Genomic DNA, 24,080 nt, shown 5'->3' with positions numbered 1-24,080 from the left:
GCCGTCAGCCGCGCGCAACGCCCGGCCGCCCGCGAAGCGGCTCAATGCGAAAAGTTTTTAAGAATGAAGTCAGTCCGCTCAGTGAATGGGGCGCTTAGGAATGAAAAAAGCCGCAACGGTGCGGCTTTGCGAGGCGGGGAGTCCCTTGCGGTCAGATGACCACGTTGCCGATGATGCGCCCTTTCTCGGTCTGCTCGAAGGCGTGGCTCCAGGCGTTGACCGAGACGGGCGAGGGCGGCAGCGGGGCGCGCTCGAACTTTGCCACGGCGGCCTGCTGGGGGTCGCCCTGAACAAGGCCCCCGGCATTGGCCATGGAAATATAGCCCGTGGAGTATGCCGCGTCGCGCACGTTTTCGGTAGACATGCTTCACGCCTATCCCCCGGGCCAATTGGAGTCAAGCGCACTTGCAATCGGAGTGCGCGCATGTGATAAATAGCCCATGAACGCTTCCTCCGGGACACTCTGGATCGTGGCCACGCCCCTGGGGAACCCTCAGGACTTCTCCCCCCGCGCCAGGCAGATTCTGGAGCAGGCGGGCATGATCCTCTGCGAGGACACCCGCCGCGCCGCGCGCCTGTTCGCCACCCAAGGCATGGAGCCGCGCCGCTTCCTCTCCCTCTTCGACCACAACGAGCAGGGCCGCGTGCCCCAGGTGCTCAGCCACCTGGAGCAGGGCGGCGACGCCGCCCTTATCTCCGACGCGGGCACCCCCGTGCTCTCCGACCCGGGCTTCCTGCTGGTGCGCGCCTGCCGGGAGGCCGGGCACCCCGTGCGCCCCGTGCCCGGGCCGTCGGCCGTCATGGCCGCCCTGTGCGCATCGGGCCTGGCCCCGCAGCCTTTCACCTTCCTGGGCTTCCTGCCGCGCAAGGCCGGGGACGTGCGCCAGGCCTTCGCCCGCTTCGCCTCCGCCGGGTGCACCCTGGTCTTCTTCGAGCGCAAGGACAGGCTGGCCAAGTCCCTGGCCGCCGCTCTGGAAGCCCTGGGCGAACGCGAGTGCGTCATTGCGCGCGAGCTGACCAAGACCCACGAGGAGTTCATCACGGGCAGGCTTTCCGAATTGGCGGACAAGGAGCTCGACCTGCTGGGCGAGCTGACCGTGGTGCTGGGGCCGGAACTCGAGAAGGCCCAGCCCGGCGAGGACGACGTGGAGAGCGTGCTGGCCGCCGAGGTCGCCGCTGGGGGCAAGCCCAAGGAGATGGCCCGCAGGGCCGCGGCCCGGCTCAAGGGCCTCACGGTGAAGGAACTTTACGAACGGGTGCTGGCCGCACAGGGGAGGGCTGGCGATGGGTGATCGGCTGCCCGACGGCTACTGCCTGTGGGAAATGGACGATGTGGGCTTCACTGTGGGCCTCATCGGCACGGGGCCGGGCTTCCGGGCCATCCTGGACATCGTCTGCGGCCAGACGGCGGCGGAGTTCCTGCCGCCCATGACCCTCGTCGGGCTCTCGGAGCCGGGAACCGAGACCGAGAAGATGCGCGACCGCCGGGTGGCGGGCCTGCCCGTGTACAACACCTGGCGGGAGATGATGGCCGCCCACCCGGACATCAACCTGCTCATCGAACTGGCGGGCAAGCGGCACAAGGTCAAGCAGATCATGGCCGAGCTGCCCGACGGCGTGGCCTTCATCGACCACACCGCCACATTCTTCCTCTGCGCGCTGGAGAAATTCGCCGAGGTCAACGCCCGCTGCCAGGCCAGCCTGGACAGCCAGCGCGTGCTCCTGCAGGCCATCGTCAACGAGGTGCCTGAAGACATCCTCCTGCTGGACCGCCAGGGTCGTGTGGTGGACGCCAACCGCAACGTGGAGGCCCGCCTCGGCCAACCCAAGGAGTCCTTCCTGGGCAAGCCCTGCTACGAAGTGCAGGCCGTGCGCGACGACATGCCCTTCTGCGAACCCGATAAGCGCTCCTGCCCCTTCTACACCGCCCTCAGCACCGGGCAGAAGGCGGAGTCCCTGGAGACGCGGGTCAGCAAGGACGGACGCATGCTCTACTTCAGGGAGTACGCCTACCCCATATACGACGCCTCGCGCTCCATAGGCCACGTCATGGTCATGCGCCGCGACATCACCTCGCGCACGGAGTACGAGAAGCGGCTCCAGCAGAGCGAGAAGATCGGCGTGGTTGAGCGCCTCTCCGCCTATCTGGCCCATGAGATCAGGAACCCGCTCTTCGCCATCGGAGGGTTCACCAACTCGCTGCTCAAGTCGCCCAACATCTCGGAGCGGGAGCGCGAGAAGGTGAAGATCATCCTGGAGGAGACCGCCCGGCTGGACGCGATCCTCAAGGACATCATCGGGTTCGCCCGGCCTGGGGCCGACGTTCCCGGCGAGGTGGACGTCTGCGCAGTGGTGCGCGAGGCCCTGGGAGTGTTGCGCCAGGGCTTCATACCCAAAGGCGTCGCCCTGGAGTCGGAGGACCATTGCCGCGTGCCCAGGGCCGTGGCCCACGAGGACGTCCTTCGCCGCGCCGTGATGCACCTTGTGGCCAACGCCGTGGAGTCCATCGAGGGCGAAGGCAGGGTCGTGGTGCGCGTGGGCATGGACGCCGGCTTCGTGCGCATAGCCGTTTCGGACACGGGCAAAGGCATGCCCCAGGGAGTGCTGGAGCACGTGTTCAGCCCCTTCTTCGGCACCAAGCACAAGGGATACGGCCTGGGCCTGGCCATGATCCGCAAGGCCGTGGAGGATTGGGGCGGCCAGGTGGAGATCGCCAGCCGCGAGGGCCACGGCACGGACGTGGTGCTGCGCCTGACGCCGGTGCCCGCGCTCGTCCAGGACGCGCCTGAAAAGGGTTGATGCCTCTGCCGGGTTCAATATAGGGGATACCCATGTCGCACGCTGATCTTCTCAATTTGCCCAAACTGATGGAACGTCTGGAGGACGACAGGGAACTGCTGATGGAGATCTTCGACGTCTTCATCGAAGAGACCCCGGCCCGGCTGGAGAGGATCGACGAGGCCGTGCGGACGCACGACCTGACCGCCGTGGTCCAGTGGGCCCACGCGCTCAAAGGCACCAGCGGCACACTCCAGGCTGCTCCCCTCAATGATATCTGCTACAAGCTCGAAATGGCCGCCCGCGCGGGCGACGCACCCCTCGCGCATTCGCTCGTCCCCGCCGCCGTGGACCTGCTGGACCGCACCGCCGCCTACATCGCGGAGCTGCGTTCCGATATGACCTCCTGACCCCCCCGCATTCCCGCCCGTTTCGGGCCGATTACCTTGAATCACGTCAAGGGAAATTATCGTAACCGGTTCGTGCGCAATTTTCGTAACCGGCCCTTCATCCCCGATTCGTCATCCGCTTAGGGCGCGGCTTCCCGGGCCTGCCGGGGCGTGGCATGGTCATTGCTTTAGGCGTCTGCGCGCAAACGCGCGCCCCTGCCGGGCAAATGGGGGAAACCCCCTCCAGGGCAGGCACAACTACGCGATATCCCGGCGAAAAGATGCCGGAAAAGGTGAGGAAGCCATGTTTCAGCTAGAAGGCGGAGCAGCCGGTCAGGGCATTCTGGAGCGTCCCCGCGTTCACGGGCGTTTCCTGTTCCTCGGCGACAAGAAGTTCTTCATCAAGGGCGTCACCTACGGCCCGTTCCCCGAGAACGAGAACGGCGAGCCCCTGCCCGAGCCGGAGCGCGTGGCCGAGGACTTCCGCCTGATGCGCACCATCGGCGTGAACACCATCCGCGTGTACTACGTGCCGCCCAAGTGGTTCCTGGACACCGCCGCGCGCCTGGGCATCCACGTGATGGTCGGCATTCCCTGGCCCCAGCACCTCTGCTTCCTTGACCAGTGGGAAGTGAAGGAGTCCATCAAGGACACCATGCGCGAGGCCGCCCGCGCCTGCGCCGGGCACCCCGCCGTGCTTGCCTACCTGATCGGCAACGAGATCCCCAGCCACATCGTGCGCTGGAGCGGCGCCAAGAAGGTGGAGAAGTTCCTGGGCAAGCTGGCCGCCATCGTCCGCGAGGAAGACCCCTCCGGCCTGGTGACCTACGCCAACTACCCCTCCACGGAGTACCTGAAGCTGCCCTTCCTGGACTTCCTGTGCTTCAACGTCTACCTGCACAACGAGAAGAGCTTCCGCGCCTACGTGAAGCGCCTGCAGAACGTTGCCTGCGACATGCCCCTGGTGCTCTCCGAGTTCGGCATGGACTCCCTGCGCCACGGCGAGGCCGCCCAGGCCGAGTTCCTCGACTGGCAGGTCATGGCCGCCTTCGAGGAAGGCGTCTCCGGCACCATGGTCTTCGCCTGGACCGACGAGTGGTACACCGGCGGGCACCTCATCGAGGACTGGAAGTTCGGCATCGTTGACGCCGACCGCAAGCCCAAGGCCGCCTTCGAGGCCGTGGCCAAGGCCTACGCCAACCCGCTGCCCCCGCTGCCGCCCAAGCAGCCCATGATCTCCGTGGTGGTCTGCGCCTACAACGCCGACTCCACCATGGAAGGCTGCCTGGCCAGCTTCCAGCACGTGGAGTACCCCAATTTCGAAGTGATCGTGGTGGACGACGGCTCCACGGACAAGACCGGCGAGATCTCCGACAAGTACGCCGCCAAGTTCCCCTTCATCCACGTGATCCACCAGCCCAACCTGGGCCTGTCGGCCGCCCGCAACGTGGGCATGTACGCCGCCAAGGGCGACATCGTGGCCTACACCGACTCCGACTGCTACGTGGACCCCCACTGGCTGACCTACATGGCCTGGGCCTTCCAGGACGAGCGCTTCGCCGTGGTGGGCGGCCCCAACCTGCCCCCCATGGAGGACAACCGCACCGCCGCCTGCGTGGCCGTCTCCCCCGGCGCGCCCACGCACGTGCTGGTCACCGACGAGATCGCCGAGCACGTCCCGGGCTGCAACATGGCCTACCGCAAGGAAAACCTGATGGAGATCGGCGGCTTCGACGCGACCTACCGCGCCGCCGGCGACGACGTGGACGTGTGCTGGCGCCTGATGGACATGGGCCACCTGATCGGCTTCCACGCAGGCATGATGGTCTGGCACCACCGCCGCAACACCATCAAGGCCTACATGAAGCAGCAGAAGGGCTACGGCCGCGCCGAGGCGCTGCTCATGCCCAAGCACCCGCACCGCTTCAACGTGCTGGGCAACTCCCGCTGGGCCGGGCGCATCTACGGCGACATCTCCGGCGCGCTGCTCTCCACCCGCCCGGTGATCTACCACGGCGTGTTCGGGTCCGGCCTGTTCCAGACGCTCTACGAGCCCAAGGGCAGCCTGACCGCCTACCTGCCGCTCTCCTTCGAGTGGATGATGGCCGCCTTCGTGATCCTGGCCTCGGGCTTCCTGTTCGCCCCCATGTTCGCCCTGGGCGCGCTGATGCTCGGCACCACCATGGCCTTCGTGTGCCACCGCGCCGCCCAGGCCAAGCTGCCCAAGCGCCACGACACCTTCTTCTCCCGCGTGATCATCGCCCTCTTGACCCTGGCCCAGCCCTGGGTGCGCGGCAAGGCGCGCTACCAGACCCTGATGGACCTGCGCCGCGCCGGCCGCAAGGGCGCCGCCACCGGCAACATGGCCGTGCTCGGCTTGCCCGAGGAGGCCGCCCTGCCCAAGTACACCTTCTGGCAGAAGATCAAGGACACCTGCTCCATCTTCCGCCGGGGCCTGCGCTTCCACCGCTTCTTCTGGAACATCAAGTCCCTGGAGCGTGAGGACGTGCTGGAGCACCTGCTGCGTGTGATGCGCACCCTGAACGTGAACCACACCACCGACTCGGGCTACGCCTCCTCCAACGCCGCCCCCTGGGACCTGCGCGTGGAGCCGGGCCTGATGGCCTCCATGAAGCTGCGCGTCACGGTGGAGAACCACGGCGGCGAGAAGCGGTTCGTGCGCCTGGCCGGGTCCATCGCCCCCACCTCCTTCGCCGTGGCCCTCACCGGCCTGACCCTGGCCGCCGCCGCGGGCTGCCTGGCCTTCGGGGCGCTTATCCCGGCCGCGGGCTGCGCGGGCGCCTCCCTGCTGTCCATCCTCTGGACCGCCAAGGGCATGTCCCACGGGGCCTCCATGGTCACCAAGCTGACCCAGCACCTGATGACCTGCAAGGCCGGCTGCTCCATGAACGAGCCTGAGCACGCCAAGCCCGAGGCCGCCGAGGCCTCCAAGGCCGAATCCGAGGCCGTGGCCGTGAAGCCCGCCCGCGAGCAGGCCGAAGCCCCCGAGGCAGTCGAGGCCGCCCTTGTCCGCGAGGAGGCCGAGCCCGCCGCCGCCCGGACCACCGTTGACGCTCCGCTTCAGTAGATGACATCCTAGACGCTTGCGCGTATGACCCGAACCGGGCCGGAGGGGGATGCCCCCTCCGGCCCGCATGCGGTCAACCCCAACCTCCCGACATACATATATGGCCGTTTTCCTGAAACTTCTGGGATATCTCGGGCCCTACAAGCTCCTGTTTCTGTTCTGCCTGGCCCTGGTGGGCGTGCAGAGCGCCCTGGAGCTGCTCAAGCCCTGGCCCCTGAAAATCTGCGTGGACCAGATCATCGCGCACCAGCCGCTCGAATTCTGGGGCTACACCCTCTCGCCGGACGTGGTCTCCAGCAGCGCGCAGCTTGCCATCGTGGCCTTGTCCCTGGTGGGCATCCACTTCCTGGTGGGCTTCGTGCAGCTGGCCAACAACTACCTGACCATCCGCATGGGCCAGGACATGGTGCAGGACTTCCGCTGCGAGCTGTTCGACCACCTGCAGCGCCAGTCCCTGCTGTTCCACCAGACCCGCCCCACGGGCGACCTGCTCTACAGGCTCATGGGCGACACCTACTCGGTGCAGACCCTGCTCATGAACGGGGTGTTCACCACCCTGACCAGCCTGGTGCTGCTGGGCGGCATGTTCTTCGTGCTCCTGGGCATCGACTGGGAGCTGACGCTCTACGCCATGGCCGTGGTGCCGCTGTTGATCCTGGCCATCGCCTCGGTGACCAAGAAGATCGGCAACCTGACCTACGAGACCCACATGAAGGAGTCTCAGGTCTATTCCACGGTGGAGAACATCTTCAACTCCATCTCCCTGGTGCAGGCCTTCGCCCGCGAGGACGAGGAGCGCAGGCGCTTCGTGGCCGAGTCGCGCCACAGCTTCGACCGCAAGCTCTCGCTCTATTCCCTCCAGACCGCCTACGGCTGGATCATCGGGGCAATCACCGCCGCCGGAACGTCCTACGTGCTCTACGTGGGCGCGCGCCACGTGCTGGAAGGCACGCTCACCACGGGCGAGCTGCTCATCTTCCTGGGCTACCTGGCCTCGCTCTACACGCCGCTCAACTCCATCGCCAACACCATGGGCGCCATCCGTGGCTCCCTGGCCCAGGCCCGGCGCGTGCTGGACGTGCTGGAAGAGGACAAGTCCGTGCCCGAGGCCCCCGACGCCAAGCCCCTGGAGATCACCTCCGGCCGGGTGGAGTTCTCGGACGTGACCTTCGGCTACGACCCGGCACGCCCGGTGCTGGGCGACGTTTCCTTCTCCTGCCCGGGCGGCTCCACCGTGGCCGTGGTGGGGCAGACCGGCGCGGGCAAGACCTCGCTCATCAGCCTGCTGCTGCGCTTCTACGACCCGCAGAAGGGCGCCATCACAATCGACGGGCAGGATCTCAGGTCCGTCACGCTCAAGAGCCTGCGCCAGCAGATCGCCATCGTGCTGCAGGACACGCACCTCTTCCCCATGAGCGTCCACGACAACATCGCCTACGGCAAGCGCACCGCCACCCGTGAGGAGGTGGTCCGCGCCGCCACGCTGGCCAACGCCCACGAGTTCATCGAGTCCATGCCTGAAGGCTACGACACCAAGCTCGACGAGCGCGGCTCCAACCTGTCGGGCGGCCAGCGCCAGCGCATCTCCATCGCCAGGGCCCTGCTCAAGAACGCGCCCCTGCTCATCCTGGACGAGCCCACCTCCGCCCTGGACGCCGGCACCGAGGCGCTCATCATGGAAAGCCTGGACCGGCTGATGGAAAACCGCACCACCTTCGTCATCGCCCACCGCCTCTCCATGATGCGCCGGGCTGACCTGATCCTGGTCATCAAGGACAAGAAGGTCTGGGAGATGGGCACCTTCCAGGAGCTGCTGGACAAAGGCGGGGAGTTCGCCCGCCTGCACAGCCTGCAGTTCGCCCCCCTCAAGGAACGCGGCAAGCCCGCCCAGCCGGCGGAAGACGCCTTCTAGGCTCGCCCATGCCCCCGGAACCCCGAGCCTTCCGACGCATCCTCGCGCCGCTCGCAGCCGTGCTGTGCGCGGCGCTGCTGGCGGGCTGCGGCTCCTCGAAGTACACCATGCGCCTGGAGGCCAACGCCGAGCGCGTGGAGTACGGCAGGAGTTACGTGATCCTGCCGGGCATCATGGAGACCAGGGCCGAGGACCCGAAATTCAGGCTCGTCGCCGCCGCGCTGGACAGCCTGCTCCTGGCCAGGGGCTACACCAAGGCTTCCGGCGTGGACACGGCCGACCTGGGCATCTACGTGGAGTTCGGCGTGAAGGAGATTATCCTGAGCCCGCCCATCCCGATGGGCGGCTTCCAGGGCGCGCCGCAGTTGGGGTTCTTTCTCTCGCCGAACCGTTTCGGCGCGGGGGAGAGCATGGAGCGCGTGTTCAGCCGCTGGATCTCCCTGGAGGCGGTGGACTACGCCCGCTACAAGGCCAACGACCCCAAGCACGTGGTCTGGAGCGTTCGCGTGTTCAGCAAGGGCGGGTCCTCCAGCCTGGAGAAGGCCATGCCCTTCTTCGCCGCCGCCATGGACGCCTACATCGGGCGCAAGGCCGACGTGATGCTGGAAGTGGACGACAAGGCCAACGTCACGGAAATCCACTCATCCCCAAAACACCATCGGAGCCGCTTCGCACCATGAAAAAACGCACCGTCATCGTCTCCGGCCTGGCATGCACCTATCCGCTGGGCGGCGTCGCGTGGGACTACATCCAGTACCTGCACGGCTTCCACAAGCTCGGGCACGACGTCTACTACCTGGAGGACACCGGAGGCTGGGCCTACGACCCGTTCAACGTGACCTTCACTGAAGACTACTCCTATCATATCAAGTACCTCACGGACTATATGGCCGCCCTTGACCCGGACTTGGCCAAGCGCTTCTGCGTGCGCGACCCCGGCGACAACTTCCACGGCCTGAGCCGCGAGCAGCTGGCCGACGTGGTCAAGCGGGCGGACGTGGTGTTCAACATCTCCACCACGCTGTGGATGCGCGAGGAGTACCAGACCATCCCGGTGAAGGTGCTCATCGACTCCGACCCCATGTACACCCAGGCGGGCATCCCGGATTATCTGGCGGGCACCGCTTCGGAGAAGGACCGCAAGAACATCGACCACATGAAGATGCACGACCGTTTCTTCAGCTTCGCCGAGAACTTCGGCGGGGCGGACTGCATCATCCCCAAGGGCGTGTTCGACTGGCGTCCCACGCGCCAGCCCATCGTGATGGACTGCTGGACGCCCCCGCGCAAGCCCGCGGGCGAGGCCTTCACCACGGTGCTCTCCTGGCAGCCCACGGAGTCCGGCCCGGTGATCGGCGGCGTGAAGTACGGGGGCAAGAACATGGAGTTCTCCCGCTTCATCGACCTGCCGCGGAAGACCTCCGCCACCCTGGAGCTGGCCCTGGGGCAGGGCAGGCCCCCGCGCGAGATGCTCATGGAGAAGGGCTGGAAGCTGGAGGACGGCTTCGCCAAGTCCACCACGCCGTGGCTCTACCGCGACTACATCTGGGACAGCTTCGCCGAGTTCAGCATGGCCAAGAACGCCTACGTGGCTTCGCGCAGCGGCTGGTTCAGCTGCCGCAGCGCCTGCTACCTGGCCGCCGGGCGGCCCTGCGTGGTGCAGGACACGGGCTTCAGCTCGTTCATGCCCACGGGCGAGGGCGTGCTGGCCTTCTCCACCGAGGAGGAGGCCCTGGCCGGGATCGAAGACGTCCGGTCGGACTGGGACAAGCACTCGGCCGCCGCCCGCACGTTCGCGGAGGACTGGTTCGATTCGGACAAGGTGCTGGCCAAGCTGCTGGCCGAGGCGACTGAGTAGGCCCGCCCCCGGGGAGTGCGCAGGGACCGACCTTGCCGAAGGGTGGGCCTGTCGCGCGGCCTGGGCGGGGCGCTCGCCTGCCGGCCGCCAGTGCGGACGAGGCGGCCCTGGGCCTGATCGCCCTGATTGGCACCGTGCGCCGCGTCTTGGGTGCATCCATCGTTCCCTGGCAGGTAGGCTACCGGGTGCGGCTGGGGGTCACTCTGGCGTAGCTTTTCTCACCCAAATCATACTGAACACGAAATCATGACTCCATACGCTCGATACAATTCCGTCCAAATTGCGGGGTCCAGGGGGATCATCCCCTCGGCGGGAGAGTTCAGAGAGGGCAGCGCCCTCTCTGGCCGCCGGAGGCCTCTGTGCCTCCTGCCTCTGCTCTTCATTCTTCTCCTTGTCCCGTCCCTCTCCCACGCCCGGGGCTGGTCCACCACCACCGACGCAAACGGCGTCAAATGGCTGCTCACTCCCGAGCGCGCCCAGTTCTTCTCCCTGGGCGTGAACACCATCCACCCCGGCTCAAACGACGCAAAGGCCCAGGCGAACCAGGCCTACTACTTCGCCCATACCTATCCCGACAAAAAATCCTGGGCCGCGGCCGCGCAGTCGCGCCTGACCTCCTGGGGCTTCAACACCGCCGGGGGCTGGTCCGACCCGACCCTGGACATGAGCTTGCCGATCATCCCGGAGATCGACCTGGGCCGGAACTCCAAGCTGCACTGGTACGACATCTTCGACCCGGCCATGCAGCCCACCGCCGACGAGGTGGCCGTCGAGATCTCCGCCCCCTACAAGGACAATCCCCGCGTGCTGGGCTACTTCACGGACAACGAGGTGGGCTGGTGGAACGCGCCCCTGTTCCTGTGGCACCTGGAGCGGGGCTGGGCCTTCTCCTCCAAGCGGGAGCTGTGGCGGCTGCTTTACGATCGCTACGAGGGCAAGTGGGAGAAGCTGCTGGCGGACTTCGTGCCCGCGCCCGGCTTCGACAGCTTCGAGCAGCTCAAGGAGAGCGGGGCGGCCCTCAAGCTGCGCCCGGGGGGCGGCGGCATCAAGATCATCGGGGAGTTCACCTACCAGATCGCCCGGCGCTATTACGAGCTTGCCTTCCTGGCCATGCGCAAGGCCGACCCCAAGGCCCTGGTGGTGGGCGACAGGCTGCCGCTCTACTACAACCAGGACGCGGTGCTGGCGCAGCGCGGCTTCGTGGACGTGCTCTCCACCAACTACAACGTGGACTGCGAGGACGGCTGGGTGGCCCCGTATTACTTCGAGGGCCTGCGCGAGCTGAGCCCCGCGCCGGTGCTCATCTCGGAGTTCTTCTTCGCCGCTGAGGAGAACCGCAGCGGCAACGTGAACAACGGCCACCTCATGCACGTGAAGACGCAGGCCCAGCGCGCCGCAGGAGCCTCGGCGGCCATGCGCAACTTCGCATCCTTTCCCAACGTGGCGGCCGTGCACTGGTTCCAGTTCTCGGACGAGCCCACGGGCGGGCGCAGCGACGGCGAGGACTTCAACATGGGCCTGGTGGACATCCACGACAAGCCCTACGAGTTGCTCACCGAAGCCTTCACCAGGACCAACGCGGCCGTTCCGGCCATCCACGCGGCCAGCCGCTGGGAGCGCGCGCCGGACAAGGGGCTGGAGACTGTGGTCCTGCGTACGCCCGCGCCCAAGAGCGTCACGGACGGCTCCCTGCTGGACTGGCCGGACAAGCGCGGCACCCGCCTGCTCGGCTTCGCCGCGCCCAAGCCCTACGTGCCCTTCGGGGACTTCCACCTGGCCTGGGGGCCGGAGGGCCTGTATTTCGTGAACATCGCGGGCAACTACGTGGACCTCACCCTGCTGGACTATCAGGGCGAGTTCCCCTTGAGCGAAACCTACCAAATCATTATAAGTGCCGATGCGGGCGCCGGGCTGCGCAGCTTCGGGGTGCACCTGGCGCCCAGGCCGCACAGCGTCTGGCCGGGCCGCTACGAGATCACGGCCCAGCTCTGGCGCTACGAGGACGGCAAGCCCGTGGAGCGCCTCGGCCCGGAGCAGGGCAAGGAGTTGGTCCAGGCGCTGGACAAGCCCCTGCCGCACATCCAGGTGGAGGGGCTCCTGCCCGCGAAGCTGCTGGGCGTGGAGAAGCTGGAGCCGGGCCAAAAGGTGGCCCTCTCCATCCGGGCGACGAATTTCTACCGGGAACTGACCATGACCTGGACCGGGCGCGAGGTCGTGCTCGGCCAGGCCGAGGATAACGCGGGAGCCACGCAATGAAAGGCAACATCCTGGTGACGGGCGGCGCGGGCTACATCGGCTCGCACACGTGCAAGGCCCTCAAGCTGGCCGGGTACGAGCCCGTCACGTACGACAACATGGTCTACGGCCACGAGTGGGCCGTGAAGTGGGGGCCGCTGATCAAGGGCGACATCCTGGACGGCGAGAAGCTCGACCAGGTGTTCAAGCAGTACGAGCCGCTGGCCGTGCTGCACTTCGCGGCCTTCGCCTACGTGGGCGAGTCCGTTTCCGACCCCGAGAAGTACTACCGCAACAACGTGGCGGGCACGCTCTCGCTGCTCTCTGCCATGCGCCGCGCGGGCTGCAAGAACATCGTGTTCTCCAGCACCTGCGCCACCTACGGCGTGCCCACGGAGCTGCCCCTGCGCGAGGACCATCCCCAGAAGCCCATCAACCCCTACGGCTGGACCAAGCTGATGATGGAGCAGACCCTGCGGGACTTTGACCACGCCTACGGCATCCGCCACGCCTGCCTACGCTACTTCAACGCCGCCGGGGCCGACCCGGACTGCGAGATCGGCGAAGAGCACGACCCGGAGACCCACCTGATCCCCCTGGTGATCCAGGCCACCCAGGGCCGCAGGGGCCATGTGGAGATCTACGGCACGGACTACGACACCCCGGACGGCACCTGCATCCGCGACTACATCCACGTCACGGACCTGGCCGTGGCCCACATCCAGGCCCTGGAATACCTCCAGGACAAGGACGAGAGCCTCATCGTGAACCTGGGCACCGGCAACGGCCAGACCGTGCGCCAGGTCATCCGCGCGGTGGAGAAGGTCTCGGGCAAGGTCACGCCCGTGAAGGAAGGCCCGCGCCGCCCCGGCGACCCGCCGGGCCTCTACGCCTACGCGGACAAGGCATACAAGCTGCTGGGCTGGAAGCCGCAGTACGGCGACATCGAGACCATCGTGGGCACGGCCTGGAACTGGCACGAGAAGAAGCGCTGAGCCGTCCGGCCTGCGCCGTGAAGCACTGAAGTTGGGGAGGGGCCTTGCGGCTCCTCCCTTTTTTCGTCCGCATGAAGGCGCGCGACGGCGGAGCGGCTGCCAGGGAACGCGCGAAGGAAGGTTGGGGAAAACGCTTGGGTTTGCCCTGGGTCTGCCGTATATTCCCCTAAAGAGCGCGAACATATCCGGTACGGAGGCGTAAGGGATGTCGAAGCCCGAATTGACCGTGTGCGGCGTGGATGTGAGCAAGATCCGCAACAAGAACGAGGCGCGGGTCGCCAAGCTGCTGGCGAAGGTGCTCTCCGAGACGCCCGGCTACCAGCCGGACCCGCTGGACGTGCAGGACATCTACGCCCTGACCCTGAACCTGCTACCCTCGCGCTACAAGCAGTTCGGCACCATCGTGCTCTCCGAGCCCGTGAAGGACTCCCACATCGAATCCGCCATCAGGCGCTCCTTGCGCACCGTGCAGGAGCGGCCGAGATATTAGTTGCCTGTTGCAAATTTCGATTCTTGCGGCCTGCCCGGCATCGCGCCCGGAGGTTGACCCCGGGGCCGATGCGCACTATGCCCCGGCCTCTTGATAACGGAGGTGCAACCATGCGCGGCGACGATTTCAGGCGCGGCTCCTCGGGCTGCGAAGACGCTTCCGGCAACGACGACGCCAGCGAGGCCACCCGGCCGGAGCTCATCCCGCAGACGGGGCGCGACAACATCCAGATGTTCTGGGAGTCCATCGGCATGAAGCCGGGGGACGACTGGAAGAACGAAGCCAGCGACGGCGAGGACGAAGCGGGGAAGTGATCCCGGGGCCAACGGATTCCGGGGGTTGACCCCGGATCAGCGGCCCGCGATGGTCCCCTGAACCCGCCGGGGCTGGATATTCGCGCAGCGTTGTGGAACAGTCCTCAAGCCGCCGGACACATGGTGGAGTGCGGCCGTTCCCTATGAGCATCCAACAATCCGACATCTCTCCCGCTGGCGGCGTGACCCGCGCCGTCCTGAGGGCGACCATCAGTTCCCGCCGCGTGCGCAGGATCATCCTGTTCCTGGCCGTTGGCGCGGTGGCCGGGCTGTTGGCCGCTGGCTATTCCCATTCACTTGACTGGCTCACCGGGCAGTTGCAGGGCGGGCTGGCTGGCATGCGAGGTACCGGCCACCCGGGCGAGTCCACTCTGCTGCGTCCCTGGGTGCTGCCCCTGATGACCACTTTCGTGGGTGCGCTCACAGGCTGGCTCGTGAGCCGGTTCGCGCCGGAAGCGGCCAACGCCGGGACCGACGGAACGGACGCCATGATCCGGGCCTTCCACCAGGGCCGGGGGCGCATCCGCCCGCTGACCGCCGTGCTGCGCACGCTCACCTCCATCCTGACCATGGCTTCGGGCGGAAGCGCCGGCAAGGAAGGCCCCGTGGCCTTCATGGGCGCGGGCTTCGGGGCCTGGGTGGCCGAGCGCATGTCCCTCACGGACAAGGAGCGCCGCATCCTGCTGCTGGCCGGAGCGGCCGCCGGGCTCGGGGCCATTTTCCACGCCCCTCTGGGCGGCGCCCTGACGGCCGTGGAGGTGCTCTACTCGGAGGATTTCGAGGGCGAGGCCCTGCTGCCAGCAATCGTCAGCTCCGTCACGGCCTACACGATCAGCTCCCTGTTCCTGGGCACCGCCCCTTTCCTTGAGGATATGGATCTGGTGCCCATGTCCCTGATGGACGCGCCCTTCTACCTGTTGCTGGCCCTGGCTTGCGCGGGCAGCGCCTGGCTGTATGTCAGGAGTTTCTTCCTGATCAAATACAAGGTGTTCCGCAAGATTTCCGGCCGGTTGGGGCTGCCCCTGTGTACGGCGCTGGGTGGGCTGCTCATGGGCTGCGTGGGCATGGCCTTTCCCGAACTGCTGGGGGCGAGCCACTCCAGCCTGGAACTGGCCGTGCTGGGCAAGCTGCCCGCCGCCGCCCTGCTGGCCCTGCTGCTGGGCAAGGTGCTGGCCACCTCGATGACAATCGGTTCGGGGTTCTCCGGCGGCATGTTCGCGCCGGGCCTCTTCGTTGGCGGCATGACCGGGGGCCTGGCGGCCAAGGCCTGCGAAGCCCTGGGACGTGGAGGGCCGGAGCTTTCCGGCTCCTTCGTGCTGGTGGGCATGAGCGCCTTTTTCGGCTGCGCGGCCAAGGCCCCCATCGGGCCGATCATCATGGTCTGCGAGATTACCCAGGGTTACGTGCTGCTTGCCCCGTTGATGCTCTGCACGGCGGTCTCGCTGATGCTCTCAGGGTCGTTCTGCCTCTATGAGAACCAGGTGCGCAGCAAGTTCGACTCCCCGGCGCACCGCGACGGGGCGGTCAGCGCGGCGCTCCAACAGCTGACCGTGGGCGACGTCTTCATGCGCTGCAAGGCCGTTGTCCTCGAGGAATCCACCACCCTGGCGGCCCTGTCGGACATCGTCTCCAACACGGAGGACGTGGCCTTCCCCGTGCGCGGCGCCGACGGCTCCATTACCGGCCTGCTGGACGTGCGCGACGTCCGGCCCGTGATCTTCGAGAAATCGCTCTATCCCCTGCTCGTAGTGCGCGACCTGGCGCGCCCGCCGGTGCTGCTCGTGCCCGAGCAGGACCTCCACCAGGCCCTGATGTCCTTTGTCGAGTCCCGCACGGACCAGTTGCCCGTGGTTGATCCCGATGACCGTTCGACCATCCTGGGCTTCCTGACCATGCGCGCTCTGTTGGCCGCCCCCAGGGAAGAGACGGGCTGAAGGCCCCGGAGCCTCCTGTTCGCCTGGTTTGGCCGTCTACAGCCAATATTCCGGGTAGCGCCTGTTTTTGGCCAGATTGTTCACCAGCAAGGCTACCGCCAGCAGGACGAGCGCGCCCGCTCCCGCCGGGATGAAGGCGTAGTTGAAGCCCAAGGCCGTGATCTTCGGCCCTCCCGCCACGGCGATGAAGGCGGTGGCCCCGCCGGGCGGGTGCAGGGTGCCGGTCAGTTGCATCAGGGCTATGGCGCAGGCCACGGCCAGGGCGCAGGCCAGCCAAGCTGGGCCGGGCAGCCAAAGCCTGACTGCCACGCCGACCAACGCCGAGAGCACATGCCCGCCCAGCAGGTTGCGGGGCTGCGCCAGCGGGCTGCGCGGGGCCGCGTACAGCAGCACCGAAGAGGCCCCGAAGGAACCGATGAGCAGCGAGAGGTCTGTGCCTTCCACCAGCAGCGAGTCCATCCAGCCCAGCGCCCCCATGCCCAGGAAGGCCCCGAGCCAGGACCAGGCGGCCTCCTTCAGCGGCGGCGGCGGAGGGCCCTTGCCGTTGCCTTTCATCCTGGCGAAATAGGGCCTCATTCGGCTTCCTCCAAAAGACCGCCGAGTGCCCGGACGAGGTCCGAGCGGGTCACGATGCCGACGAGTTGCTCGCCGTCGAGCACAGGCAGCCTGCGGAAACCGCTCTCAGTCATGATGCGCGCGGCGTCGGCTGCGGAAGCGCCGATGGGGACCGTCCTCGCGGGAGAGGCCATGACGTCCCTCACCCGCACTTCCTCCGGCACGCCGGGGCAGGCCTTCCCGGCCAAGACCCAGGCGACCAGGGCGGGAAGGGGAGTGCCCTTGTCCAGGCCGATCAGGGGCAGGAGGTCCTTGACGGAGAGCACTCCCAGCACCCTCCCCTCCTGGACCACAGGTCCGCCCGAGATTCCCGCTTCCGACAGGATGGCCGCAGCCCGGAGCACGCCGGTATCTGGTGAGAGGCCGATAACCTCGCGGGTCATCACCTGGGCCACGCTCGCGGATGCCCGAATGCGCTCGCGGGCTTGGCGGCGGGCCATGGCGAAGAGTTCGCGCGCATCTGAAGGCGTTATGTCCAGGAAGGAGCCCATTTCCCTCATGGCCAGATAGAAATCGTCCGATTGAGGGTCGTCCGGTTGTTTGCTCATGAAGCCTCCAATTGCTCGGGCCACGTTCCCACGCGTTGCGGCCGGGTGCATCTTGGCGGATTTCTATACGAGCCGGAGCATTGCGGCAACGTCGGAAGAGCCGGACCGCAGGCCGGGTGGGGGGATGTGGCGGACGTCGGAAGGGTTGTTCGCTTACACTTTTGGAATGGAACATCCCGGAAATGCCGCAAGCGCCCCCTTCCCGTTTGCCGGGGATCGGGATATATTGTTGTTCCTTACGAAGAACATTGTGATCCGCCGCGTTGGCCCCAAGTCTTGATGAAACCGGGAGTTCGATGAGCCGCCTCGTTCCGAACCTGCCATTCCGCGCCGCAGCATGGCTGCTGATTGCGCTGCTGGGCTGCCTTCCCTTGGCGGCTCTGGCGGCCGAGGCCGGAAAGGGACAGCGGCCCTCCAAGGTGCTCGTGCTGCACAGCTACAGCCACGGCGTGTTCCGCACGGACGGCCTCTCCCGGGGCATAACGGAGCAGTTCGGCAAAAGCGTCCGTCCCGTCCAGGAAATCGTCGAATACCTCGACGTGTCCATCATGGGCAAATCCCCTGGTTACGCGGCTTACCTCGAAGGCAAGCGCGAATCCATCAAGGCCCTGATTCAATCCGAGCCGCCTGATGCTGTGCTCCTGACGGACTGGAAAGCCATGGAGTTCTGGGTGGACAACAGCCAGACCTTCGGGCCGGACCTGCCCGTGGTATACTGCGGCGTGGGGGACAGCCTCCCCGAGGAGCTGCGCGTTCTGAAACGGGTGACCGGCGTGCTGGAGCGCCCCGGCTTCGGCGACGCCATGCTTGAGGCCTCCCGTTTGTTCCCCGAGGCCCGGAAGGTGCTGGTCGTAGGGGAGAAGGGCCTTCATTTCCATGCTGTCCGCGAAATGCTCCACAAGGACCTGGCGAATCTTTCGCCGCGCCTTGCCATTGAATATATGGAGAGTATGGAAATCTCGGCCATCGAGGAGCGTCTGTCGCAGCTTGGCCCCGACTGGATCGTGTACGTTGTCGGCAGGCCCGAGCTGAACGGAAAGGTCATGCTCCAGTCCGACGCTTCGCCCCGCATATCGGCGGCCAGCCCGGCCCCGGTGTTCATCACCTGGGCCTCCTGGATGGGCTTCGGCCCTGTGGGCGGCAAGATCATCGTGCCGGACGAGCAAGGCAAGGGGGCGGCAAAGCTCGTGCTGGCAATGCTCGGCGCCGGAACCCCCGGGGCGGTGCCGCCCAGGATGGAAGCCAACGGGCGTTTCATGTTCGACTACAATGCGCTCGTCCGGTTCAACCTCGAGGAGAGCAGGCTCCCTTCCGGCAGCCTGGTCATCAACAAGCCGCCATCCATCCTCGACTCCTACCGGCACGTGGTGTGGACCTACATCGCAATCATGGTGCTGCTGGCCGCGACCTGCGGCATCCTGGCGCAGCACGTCGCCAGCAGACGCAGGCTGCAGGGCCAGCTGGCCGCACAGGTGAACTTTGTGGGCTCCCTCATGGAGGCCATGCCCACGCCCGTTTTCTTCAAGGGGGTGGACGGCAGATACCTTGGCTGCAATCCCGCCTTCGAGGAATTCATGGGCATGACCAGGGAGCAGCTCATAGGCCGCTCCGTGCACGATCTCTACCCCGAGTCCGAGGCGGACATCTACAAGGCCAAGGACGACGCCCTGTTCGCCGCCGGCCCCGTGCAAATCTACGAGTACGAGAAGATGACACCCGCGGGTCCCCGGCAGATACGCTTCCATAAGGCAATCTACCGCGACGCCGCTGGCAAGACGGCGGGGCTGGTGGGCGTCATCGCCGACATTACAGACCTGCGCCGCGCCGAACGCGAGGTGGAGAACACCCGCAACTACCTGCAAGCAATTATCGACTCATCCCCCTCGGCCATGCTCTGCATGGACGCCGAAGGCAGGATCACCCACGCCAACGCCAAAGCCCGCGCCTCCTGCGTGTTGGATTCCCGGAGGGATTCGGCGTTCAGCCTTCCCTGCGTGGGCGACCTCTCCGAGCAGGTCAGTGCCTCCATCACGGAGGGCAAACTGGTGAGCCTGCCCCGGCGCATCAGTCAGGAAGGGGGCCGCACCAAGGTGGAGGACGTGATCATCTACCCGCTGGCCTCCCTGGGCATGAGCGAGGCTGTGGTCCGCATCGACGACGTCACCGAACAGCATCGCCTGCAGGAGGTGTTGATCCAGTCCGAGAAGATGATGTCCGTGGGCGGCCTGGCGGCGGGCATGGCCCACGAGATCAACAACCCCCTGGGCGGCGTGATGCAAAGCGCCCAGGTGATCGCCAACAGGCTCCGGCCCGAGCTGGAGGTCAACCGCCGCGCCGCCGAGTTGGCGGGCTGCAGCATGGACAGCGTGGCCGGCTACCTGCGGCTGCGCGAGATTTACCCCCTGCTGGATAACCTACGCGAGAGCGCGAAGCGGGCGGCGGGCATCGTCTCCAACATGCTGGAGTTCAGCAGGCGCAGCACCTCGGCCTGGCTTCCCGCCGACTTGAACGACATAGTCGAAAGAGCCCTGGCGCTGTGCCAGCAGGACTACAATTTCTCGAAACACTACGATTTCAAGAAGATCAACATCGTCAAGGAGTTCGATCCCGCCAACCCCTTCGTGCCCTGTTCCCCCTCCCAGATACAGCAGGTGCTCTTCAACCTGATGCGCAACGCCGCCCAGGCCATGAGCCAGGGGCAGACGGCTGAACCTGTCCTGACGTTGCGCACCCGCATCGAGGGTGACTGGGCCGTGATCGAGGTGGAGGACAACGGTCCCGGCATGGAGGAATCCGTGCGCCGCAAGGTGTTCGAGCCCTTCTTCACCACCAAGAGCCCCGGCAGCGGAACGGGCCTCGGGCTTTCGGTGTCCTACTTCATCGTCCGTGAAAACCACGGAGGTGAATTCGACGTCATCTCCGCCCCGGGCAAGGGTGCGCGCTTCATCCTGCGCCTGCCGCTGCATCCCAAGAAGGAAAGGCGCTGATCCGAAGGGGCAGCGCAACCCAGGCATAGTCTCGCCATGATACTCGACCTCTTCAAGAAGAAGACCCCCAAGCTGGACAAGGCTTCCGCCGAAATCCTCGATCAGGCGCTCGTTCAGCGCGCCAGGATGGATATGGATTTCGAGGATGGCGTCACCACCATCAAGGGCTTGAGCTGCGCGCTCAACTCCATAGGGGCGAATTCGCTGCTGCTGGACGTCTACGGGCTCAAGGCCCCGGGCAAATTCACGGGTTCGTCCTTCACCTGCCATTTCCGCATCCGGGAGGGCAAATCCGGGGTGGGGTTCTATGGCTTCCGCTCCCAGGTGGAGTCCGTGCGCCAGGCCAAGTCAGGCGGCATCGTGTTCATCGTGTCCGTGCCCGCGCGCGTGGAGCGTTCGCAACGGCGCAGGAGCGTGCGGGTGCGCCCGGCCCTCTCCTGGTTCGAAGAGCTGCTCATCTGGCGTGGAGACAAGCTCGTCCAGGCCGAACAGACCGGAATCCTGGCCGGACTCAGGGAGTTCAACCAGGGGAAGGTCTGCCGCCTGGAGAACATGTCCGCCGGAGGGCTCGGCCTGCACCTGACCCATGAGTTCTGCAAGCAATCGGAATTCCAGCCGAACATGCACGAGCAGTTCACGCTCTACATGCGTTTCGCACACGATGTGCGCAACCAGCCGCGCGAGCTGTGGCTCTCCGGCCGGGCCGTGCGCGTGCTGCTGGACCAGGTGACCCACAACGTGGACCTGGGCCTCATGTTCGACAGCGTGGGCCGCAGGCACCCCGAGAACGGAGAGATGGTCTGGCTGCCCATCGAGGAGAACGTAGCCGAGGATCTGCTCACCAGGGTGTTCGAATGGCACGCCGAGTTGTGCCGCACACGCTCCGTTCAGGATTGAGAACCCGGACTTCCACGTAATTTTTCCGCCACATTGCGCCCCGACACAAGATGGTCTACTAGGGAGGGTAGAAACTCCCAGGAGGCTCGAACGCCATGAACATGAAAGAAGTCAGGGACAAGGCCAGGGAACTGGGCGTGAAGGTGGCCGTTGGCTGGACCAAGACGACCGCCATCCGCGAGGTGCAGATCGCCGAGGGCTTCGATCCCTGTTACGGGCGGGGACTCTACGACGTGTGCGGGCAGCCTCACTGCTGTTTCCGTTCGGACTGCGAGAAGATCCCCGCCAAGAACTAGCGGCCCTCCGGCCGCATTCTCCAGACCGCCCTCCGACCTGGGCAGCCCCTGACGGGGCGCTGCCCGTTCCGGGGCTGCCCATGCGCCCCTTGCAAGCGGGGCTTCAAATCTGTATGGCTGCCGGGGCCACCGAAGCCCAATCCCCCGCCAAGAGGACCGCATGGAGCTCATTTCCCAGTTCATATGGATGCTCGGCCACGTCGACGAGGCCCTGCGCATGATCATAGGCAGCTACGGCACCTGGACCTATCTGGTGCTGTTCCTTGTCATTTTCTGCGAGACCGGCCTGGTGGTCACGCCCTTCCTGCCGGGCGACTCCCTGCTGTTCACCGTCGGCGCCTTGTGCGGCGCGGGCTACCTCGACCCGGTGCTCACCGCCGGGCTGATGACGGCCGGGGCCATCCTGGGCGACAACACCAACTACTGGATCGGCCGCGTGGTGGGCCCGGCGGTCTTCAGCCGCGAGGACAGCTGGCTGCTCAACAAGAAGCACCTGAACAAGACGCACGCTTTCTACGAGAAGCACGGCGGCAAGACCGTGGTCATCGCCCGCTTCATGCCCATCGTGCGCACCTTCGCCCCCTTCGTGGCGGGCATCGGCAAGATGAGCTACGCCCGCTTCCTGACCTTCTCCGTCTCCGGCGGCGTGTTCTGGATCTGCTTCTTCGTCGGCCTTGGTTTCTTCATCGGCAACATGCCCTGGGTGAAGCGCTACTTCAGCGTGGTGATCTACGGCATCATCCTGCTCTCCATCATGCCCGGGGTGATCGAGTTCATGCGCGCCAGACGCGCGGCCGCCCGGGAAGCCGCCCAGTAGAGGGGAGAGATAAGGGGAGGGGGGAAGCGCCTCCGGCGGCCAAAGGGACGAGTCCCTTTGGAATCCCACACGGCTTCGCGTTGTGATTGGAAGATTTGGTCGGTTCTGGCGCGCCTGTTCGGTTCGTGCTGGAACCGATCTTTTTTTGAAACGGACGCTCCAGGCAATGCCGGAACCGTACGCAGCCTGAGCTGACCTGGATCGGCGGTTCTCTCCGTTCAGCGTGTCCTGCGTGGGCGCAGGTGTATTTACTGTTTCAAGTATGGATATGGCGCGGCCGACGCCATGATGATTCTGAACCAGTTCTTCTCAACAGCCAGAGATGAAATGCCAGGCTTCACTTCGTTCCAGCCGTTCCGGAGTTGTCCGAATCCGTCCAGGAGGATCAGCAAGCCCTCGAAGTTCACGCGGCTGCCATTCGGATCGTATTTCCACGTTCCGCTGACCGTGACTTCTTTTTGGCCATTGACCGCGACAGTCTGAATGAATTCTCCTGACGGCTGCAATATGATGGTTTCAGTGCCAAAAGGGTATGATGTTTTGTAGGTGCCGTAGATCTTGTCAACGGGCACATTGTTCGAACAACCGACAAGCATGACTGTAGCCAGGGCAATCACTATGGCAGTGATTTTCGTATTCATCTTTCCACTCGCAGCGATTTGAACCGGTTGGATCCGTCCGCTGAAAGTCCTGGCAAATGCGGCTCATTGCGCCATTTGGGCTACTTCGGTCAATGACACTGTAATAACAATTGAATCAGCCTGATGCGTTCGTCCTTCGCGCCCAGGCCGCCGCTCGGGCGCGGTACACCATATCCGGCAGCGTCCGGTAGCGCATGACCAGGGCCGGGTCGTCCAGGGCCAGTTCCGGCTGGCGGGCCACCAGCTCCGGGTTCTCCAGCAGCAGTTCGTAGGCCTCCTCATAGTGGAGCACCATGCGCTCCTCCCGCCAGTGGCGCTCCACCCACGCTCGGGCCCGTATTCCGGCATCCTCCACGAGCGAGGGGCCAGCCAGCAGCTCCTCCAGCGCCCGTTGCGCGTCTTCCAGGCGCACGTTGAGGAAAGGGTGCTCCTCCGAACCCGAAAAACGCCGCAGCAGCATCAGCGAACGCTCGTCCAGGAAGGAGAGCACGCACTTGCCCTGAGCCGCGCCCTCCAGGCCCGTCAGGTGGTAGCTGCCCGTGACCAGATCATCCACCACGATGCGGCTTAGGCGTTTGAGATCCAGCGCTTCGGCCAGGGGCAGGCCCGTGACCACTTTTGCGCGGCAGCCGCTGTGCTCTGCCGCGCGTGCGATGGCCTCCGAGGCCTCTGGCATGGCCTTGGTGCTCCAGCGGTCCTCCCAGGCGCTCATGGTCTTTGTTGGGCTGAAGAACACGTCCCACTGCGGCGGTTCGCCGGAGGGGAGATAGGCCGGGTCGTGCTCGGGCACGAAGTTGGGCACCACGCGCGCTCGGGGGAAGAGGCGCTCGGGATACTGGGCGATGGCCAGGGCGGGCAGGGGCTGCTCCAAAAGTTCGCGGACCCCGATGCCCATGACCCCCGCGATCAGCTCCGGGCTGGAGTGGAACTGGCGGACCACGGCCTTGCCAGCGCGGGCAAGGGCCCGGAAGTCAACGCCCGTGAATTGCTGCGAGTCCAGGTCCAGGTAGTTGTGCAGGTGGATGACGTCGGCGCTCCAGGCCAGCTCGCGGACATCATCCGGCGACTCGGCGTGCACGAGGTCATGGTCGTAGAGCCCGAAGCGCTGCAGGTCGGCCAGCCGGGCGTCGATGCCGGTGTGGCGGCGCAGGGCTTGCACCAGGCGGATGGGCATCCCGGCCAGGGGCGTGATGGAGAAATGGATGACGCGCATGGTTTACCCCCCGGAAGGGATTCCAAAGGGAGGAACTCCCTTTGGCCGCCGGAGGCTTCTTGGGGCTGCAAGC

General features: G+C 65.9%; 21 protein-coding genes. 16 read left to right on the top strand and 5 right to left on the bottom strand.

The window, feature by feature from the left end; genetic code table 11:
* Window positions 1–151: 151 nt before the first annotated feature.
* Window positions 152–364 carry a hypothetical protein gene (locus MLE18_RS08515; protein ID WP_243438367.1) on the bottom strand — a complete coding sequence of 71 codons (213 nt, stop codon included), beginning with the start codon at window positions 362–364 and terminating at the stop codon, window positions 152–154.
* A 76-nt stretch (window positions 365–440) separates the two neighbouring features.
* Here MLE18_RS08515 and rsmI point away from each other — a divergent pair, with 76 nt between their 5' ends.
* The 12 genes from rsmI to MLE18_RS08455 all read left to right on the top strand — a co-directional run bounded on the left by rsmI (window position 441) and on the right by MLE18_RS08455 (window position 15,993).
* Window positions 441–1,292 carry a 16S rRNA (cytidine(1402)-2'-O)-methyltransferase gene (gene rsmI, locus MLE18_RS08510; RefSeq protein ID WP_243438366.1) on the top strand — a complete coding sequence of 284 codons (852 nt, stop codon included), beginning with the start codon at window positions 441–443 and terminating at the stop codon, window positions 1,290–1,292.
* Window positions 1,285–2,799 carry a two-component system sensor histidine kinase NtrB gene (locus MLE18_RS08505; RefSeq protein WP_243438365.1) on the top strand — a complete coding sequence of 505 codons (1,515 nt, stop codon included), beginning with the start codon at window positions 1,285–1,287 and terminating at the stop codon, window positions 2,797–2,799. The genes rsmI and MLE18_RS08505 overlap by 8 nt, the downstream gene beginning before the upstream one ends.
* Before the next feature lie 32 nt (window positions 2,800–2,831).
* Window positions 2,832–3,188: an Hpt domain-containing protein gene (locus MLE18_RS08500; protein WP_243438364.1), complete on the top strand. Its 357-nt coding sequence runs from the start codon at window positions 2,832–2,834 to the stop codon at window positions 3,186–3,188.
* A gap of 283 nt (window positions 3,189–3,471) precedes the next feature.
* Window positions 3,472–6,255 carry a glycosyltransferase gene (locus MLE18_RS08495; RefSeq protein ID WP_243438363.1) on the top strand — a complete coding sequence of 928 codons (2,784 nt, stop codon included), beginning with the start codon at window positions 3,472–3,474 and terminating at the stop codon, window positions 6,253–6,255.
* Window positions 6,256–6,355: 100 nt separating this feature from the next.
* Complete coding sequence (locus MLE18_RS08490; protein WP_243438362.1) at window positions 6,356–8,167, top strand: ABC transporter ATP-binding protein; 1,812 nt, start codon at window positions 6,356–6,358, stop codon at window positions 8,165–8,167.
* An 8-nt stretch (window positions 8,168–8,175) separates the two neighbouring features.
* Window positions 8,176–8,847, top strand: coding sequence for a hypothetical protein (locus MLE18_RS08485; protein WP_243438361.1), 672 nt, complete (start codon window positions 8,176–8,178; stop codon window positions 8,845–8,847).
* Window positions 8,844–10,025, top strand: coding sequence for a glycosyltransferase (locus MLE18_RS08480; RefSeq protein WP_243438360.1), 1,182 nt, complete (start codon window positions 8,844–8,846; stop codon window positions 10,023–10,025). The genes MLE18_RS08485 and MLE18_RS08480 overlap by 4 nt, the downstream gene beginning before the upstream one ends.
* A 246-nt stretch (window positions 10,026–10,271) precedes the next feature.
* On the top strand, window positions 10,272–12,281 hold the full coding sequence (locus tag MLE18_RS08475; protein ID WP_243438359.1) for a hypothetical protein: 2,010 nt from the start codon (window positions 10,272–10,274) through the stop codon (window positions 12,279–12,281).
* Window positions 12,278–13,255, top strand: a complete 978-nt coding sequence (gene galE / locus MLE18_RS08470; protein ID WP_243438358.1) for a UDP-glucose 4-epimerase GalE — start codon at window positions 12,278–12,280, stop codon at window positions 13,253–13,255. Before MLE18_RS08475 ends, galE begins: the two co-directional genes overlap by 4 nt.
* Before the next feature lie 205 nt (window positions 13,256–13,460).
* Window positions 13,461–13,745 (top strand): late competence development ComFB family protein, encoded by a 285-nt coding sequence (locus tag MLE18_RS08465; RefSeq protein ID WP_243438357.1) that lies wholly within the window; start codon window positions 13,461–13,463, stop codon window positions 13,743–13,745.
* A 110-nt stretch (window positions 13,746–13,855) separates the two neighbouring features.
* Entirely contained in the window at window positions 13,856–14,059 is a 204-nt protein-coding gene (locus tag MLE18_RS08460; protein ID WP_243438356.1) for a hypothetical protein, read from the top strand.
* Between the two features lie 143 nt (window positions 14,060–14,202).
* Window positions 14,203–15,993: a chloride channel protein gene (locus MLE18_RS08455; RefSeq protein ID WP_243438355.1), complete on the top strand. Its 1,791-nt coding sequence runs from the start codon at window positions 14,203–14,205 to the stop codon at window positions 15,991–15,993.
* Window positions 15,994–16,029: 36 nt separating this feature from the next.
* Here MLE18_RS08455 and MLE18_RS08450 read toward each other — a convergent pair whose 3' ends face one another.
* Both MLE18_RS08450 and MLE18_RS08445 read right to left on the bottom strand, forming a co-directional pair.
* Window positions 16,030–16,569, bottom strand: coding sequence for an HPP family protein (locus MLE18_RS08450; RefSeq protein ID WP_243438354.1), 540 nt, complete (start codon window positions 16,567–16,569; stop codon window positions 16,030–16,032).
* Entirely contained in the window at window positions 16,566–17,156 is a 591-nt protein-coding gene (locus tag MLE18_RS08445; RefSeq protein ID WP_243438353.1) for a CBS domain-containing protein, read from the bottom strand. Before MLE18_RS08445 ends, MLE18_RS08450 begins: the two co-directional genes overlap by 4 nt.
* A 296-nt stretch (window positions 17,157–17,452) precedes the next feature.
* Between MLE18_RS08445 and MLE18_RS08440 the strand changes: the two genes are divergently transcribed.
* The 4 genes from MLE18_RS08440 (at window position 17,453) to MLE18_RS08425 (ending at window position 22,153) form a co-directional block, all read left to right on the top strand.
* Window positions 17,453–20,143: an ATP-binding protein gene (locus MLE18_RS08440; RefSeq protein ID WP_243438352.1), complete on the top strand. Its 2,691-nt coding sequence runs from the start codon at window positions 17,453–17,455 to the stop codon at window positions 20,141–20,143.
* A gap of 36 nt (window positions 20,144–20,179) precedes the next feature.
* Entirely contained in the window at window positions 20,180–21,040 is an 861-nt protein-coding gene (locus tag MLE18_RS08435) for a hypothetical protein (RefSeq protein WP_243438351.1), read from the top strand.
* A 95-nt stretch (window positions 21,041–21,135) separates the two neighbouring features.
* Window positions 21,136–21,336, top strand: a complete 201-nt coding sequence (locus tag MLE18_RS08430) for a hypothetical protein (protein ID WP_243438350.1) — start codon at window positions 21,136–21,138, stop codon at window positions 21,334–21,336.
* A gap of 160 nt (window positions 21,337–21,496) precedes the next feature.
* Window positions 21,497–22,153: a DedA family protein gene (locus MLE18_RS08425; RefSeq protein ID WP_243438349.1), complete on the top strand. Its 657-nt coding sequence runs from the start codon at window positions 21,497–21,499 to the stop codon at window positions 22,151–22,153.
* Between the two features lie 248 nt (window positions 22,154–22,401).
* On the opposite strand, the gene MLE18_RS08420 is transcribed toward MLE18_RS08425, so the two are convergent.
* A complete protein-coding gene (locus MLE18_RS08420; protein ID WP_243438348.1) occupies window positions 22,402–22,794 on the bottom strand; it encodes a hypothetical protein in 393 nt (130 codons plus the stop codon).
* A gap of 115 nt (window positions 22,795–22,909) precedes the next feature.
* A complete protein-coding gene (locus MLE18_RS08415) occupies window positions 22,910–24,007 on the bottom strand; it encodes a glycosyltransferase (RefSeq protein WP_243438347.1) in 1,098 nt (365 codons plus the stop codon).
* Between the last annotated feature and the right edge of the window lie 73 nt (window positions 24,008–24,080).

Origin of the sequence: Fundidesulfovibrio soli, from assembly GCF_022808695.1 — a bacterium.
GTDB classification, from domain to species: Bacteria; Desulfobacterota; Desulfovibrionia; order Desulfovibrionales; family Desulfovibrionaceae; genus Fundidesulfovibrio; species Fundidesulfovibrio soli.
The sequence above is the reverse complement of the archived record's forward strand: the minus strand, read 5'-3'. Positions and strand labels throughout refer to the sequence as shown.

Bases quoted from the DNA above. Each gene is read 5' to 3' on its own strand.
- MLE18_RS08515 (WP_243438367.1), bottom strand. From the start codon at position 364: ATGTCTACCGAAAACGTGCGCGACGCGGCATACTCCACGGGCTATATT.
- rsmI (WP_243438366.1), top strand. From the start codon at position 441: ATGAACGCTTCCTCCGGGACACTCTGGATCGTGGCCACGCCCCTGGGG.
- MLE18_RS08505 (WP_243438365.1), top strand. From the start codon at position 1,285: ATGGGTGATCGGCTGCCCGACGGCTACTGCCTGTGGGAAATGGACGAT.
- MLE18_RS08500 (WP_243438364.1), top strand. From the start codon at position 2,832: ATGTCGCACGCTGATCTTCTCAATTTGCCCAAACTGATGGAACGTCTG.
- MLE18_RS08495 (WP_243438363.1), top strand. From the start codon at position 3,472: ATGTTTCAGCTAGAAGGCGGAGCAGCCGGTCAGGGCATTCTGGAGCGT.
- MLE18_RS08490 (WP_243438362.1), top strand. From the start codon at position 6,356: ATGGCCGTTTTCCTGAAACTTCTGGGATATCTCGGGCCCTACAAGCTC.
- MLE18_RS08485 (WP_243438361.1), top strand. From the start codon at position 8,176: ATGCCCCCGGAACCCCGAGCCTTCCGACGCATCCTCGCGCCGCTCGCA.
- MLE18_RS08480 (WP_243438360.1), top strand. From the start codon at position 8,844: ATGAAAAAACGCACCGTCATCGTCTCCGGCCTGGCATGCACCTATCCG.
- MLE18_RS08475 (WP_243438359.1), top strand. From the start codon at position 10,272: ATGACTCCATACGCTCGATACAATTCCGTCCAAATTGCGGGGTCCAGG.
- galE (WP_243438358.1), top strand. From the start codon at position 12,278: ATGAAAGGCAACATCCTGGTGACGGGCGGCGCGGGCTACATCGGCTCG.
- MLE18_RS08465 (WP_243438357.1), top strand. From the start codon at position 13,461: ATGTCGAAGCCCGAATTGACCGTGTGCGGCGTGGATGTGAGCAAGATC.
- MLE18_RS08460 (WP_243438356.1), top strand. From the start codon at position 13,856: ATGCGCGGCGACGATTTCAGGCGCGGCTCCTCGGGCTGCGAAGACGCT.
- MLE18_RS08455 (WP_243438355.1), top strand. From the start codon at position 14,203: ATGAGCATCCAACAATCCGACATCTCTCCCGCTGGCGGCGTGACCCGC.
- MLE18_RS08450 (WP_243438354.1), bottom strand. From the start codon at position 16,569: ATGAGGCCCTATTTCGCCAGGATGAAAGGCAACGGCAAGGGCCCTCCG.
- MLE18_RS08445 (WP_243438353.1), bottom strand. From the start codon at position 17,156: ATGAGCAAACAACCGGACGACCCTCAATCGGACGATTTCTATCTGGCC.
- MLE18_RS08440 (WP_243438352.1), top strand. From the start codon at position 17,453: ATGAGCCGCCTCGTTCCGAACCTGCCATTCCGCGCCGCAGCATGGCTG.
- MLE18_RS08435 (WP_243438351.1), top strand. From the start codon at position 20,180: ATGATACTCGACCTCTTCAAGAAGAAGACCCCCAAGCTGGACAAGGCT.
- MLE18_RS08430 (WP_243438350.1), top strand. From the start codon at position 21,136: ATGAACATGAAAGAAGTCAGGGACAAGGCCAGGGAACTGGGCGTGAAG.
- MLE18_RS08425 (WP_243438349.1), top strand. From the start codon at position 21,497: ATGGAGCTCATTTCCCAGTTCATATGGATGCTCGGCCACGTCGACGAG.
- MLE18_RS08420 (WP_243438348.1), bottom strand. From the start codon at position 22,794: ATGAATACGAAAATCACTGCCATAGTGATTGCCCTGGCTACAGTCATG.
- MLE18_RS08415 (WP_243438347.1), bottom strand. From the start codon at position 24,007: ATGCGCGTCATCCATTTCTCCATCACGCCCCTGGCCGGGATGCCCATC.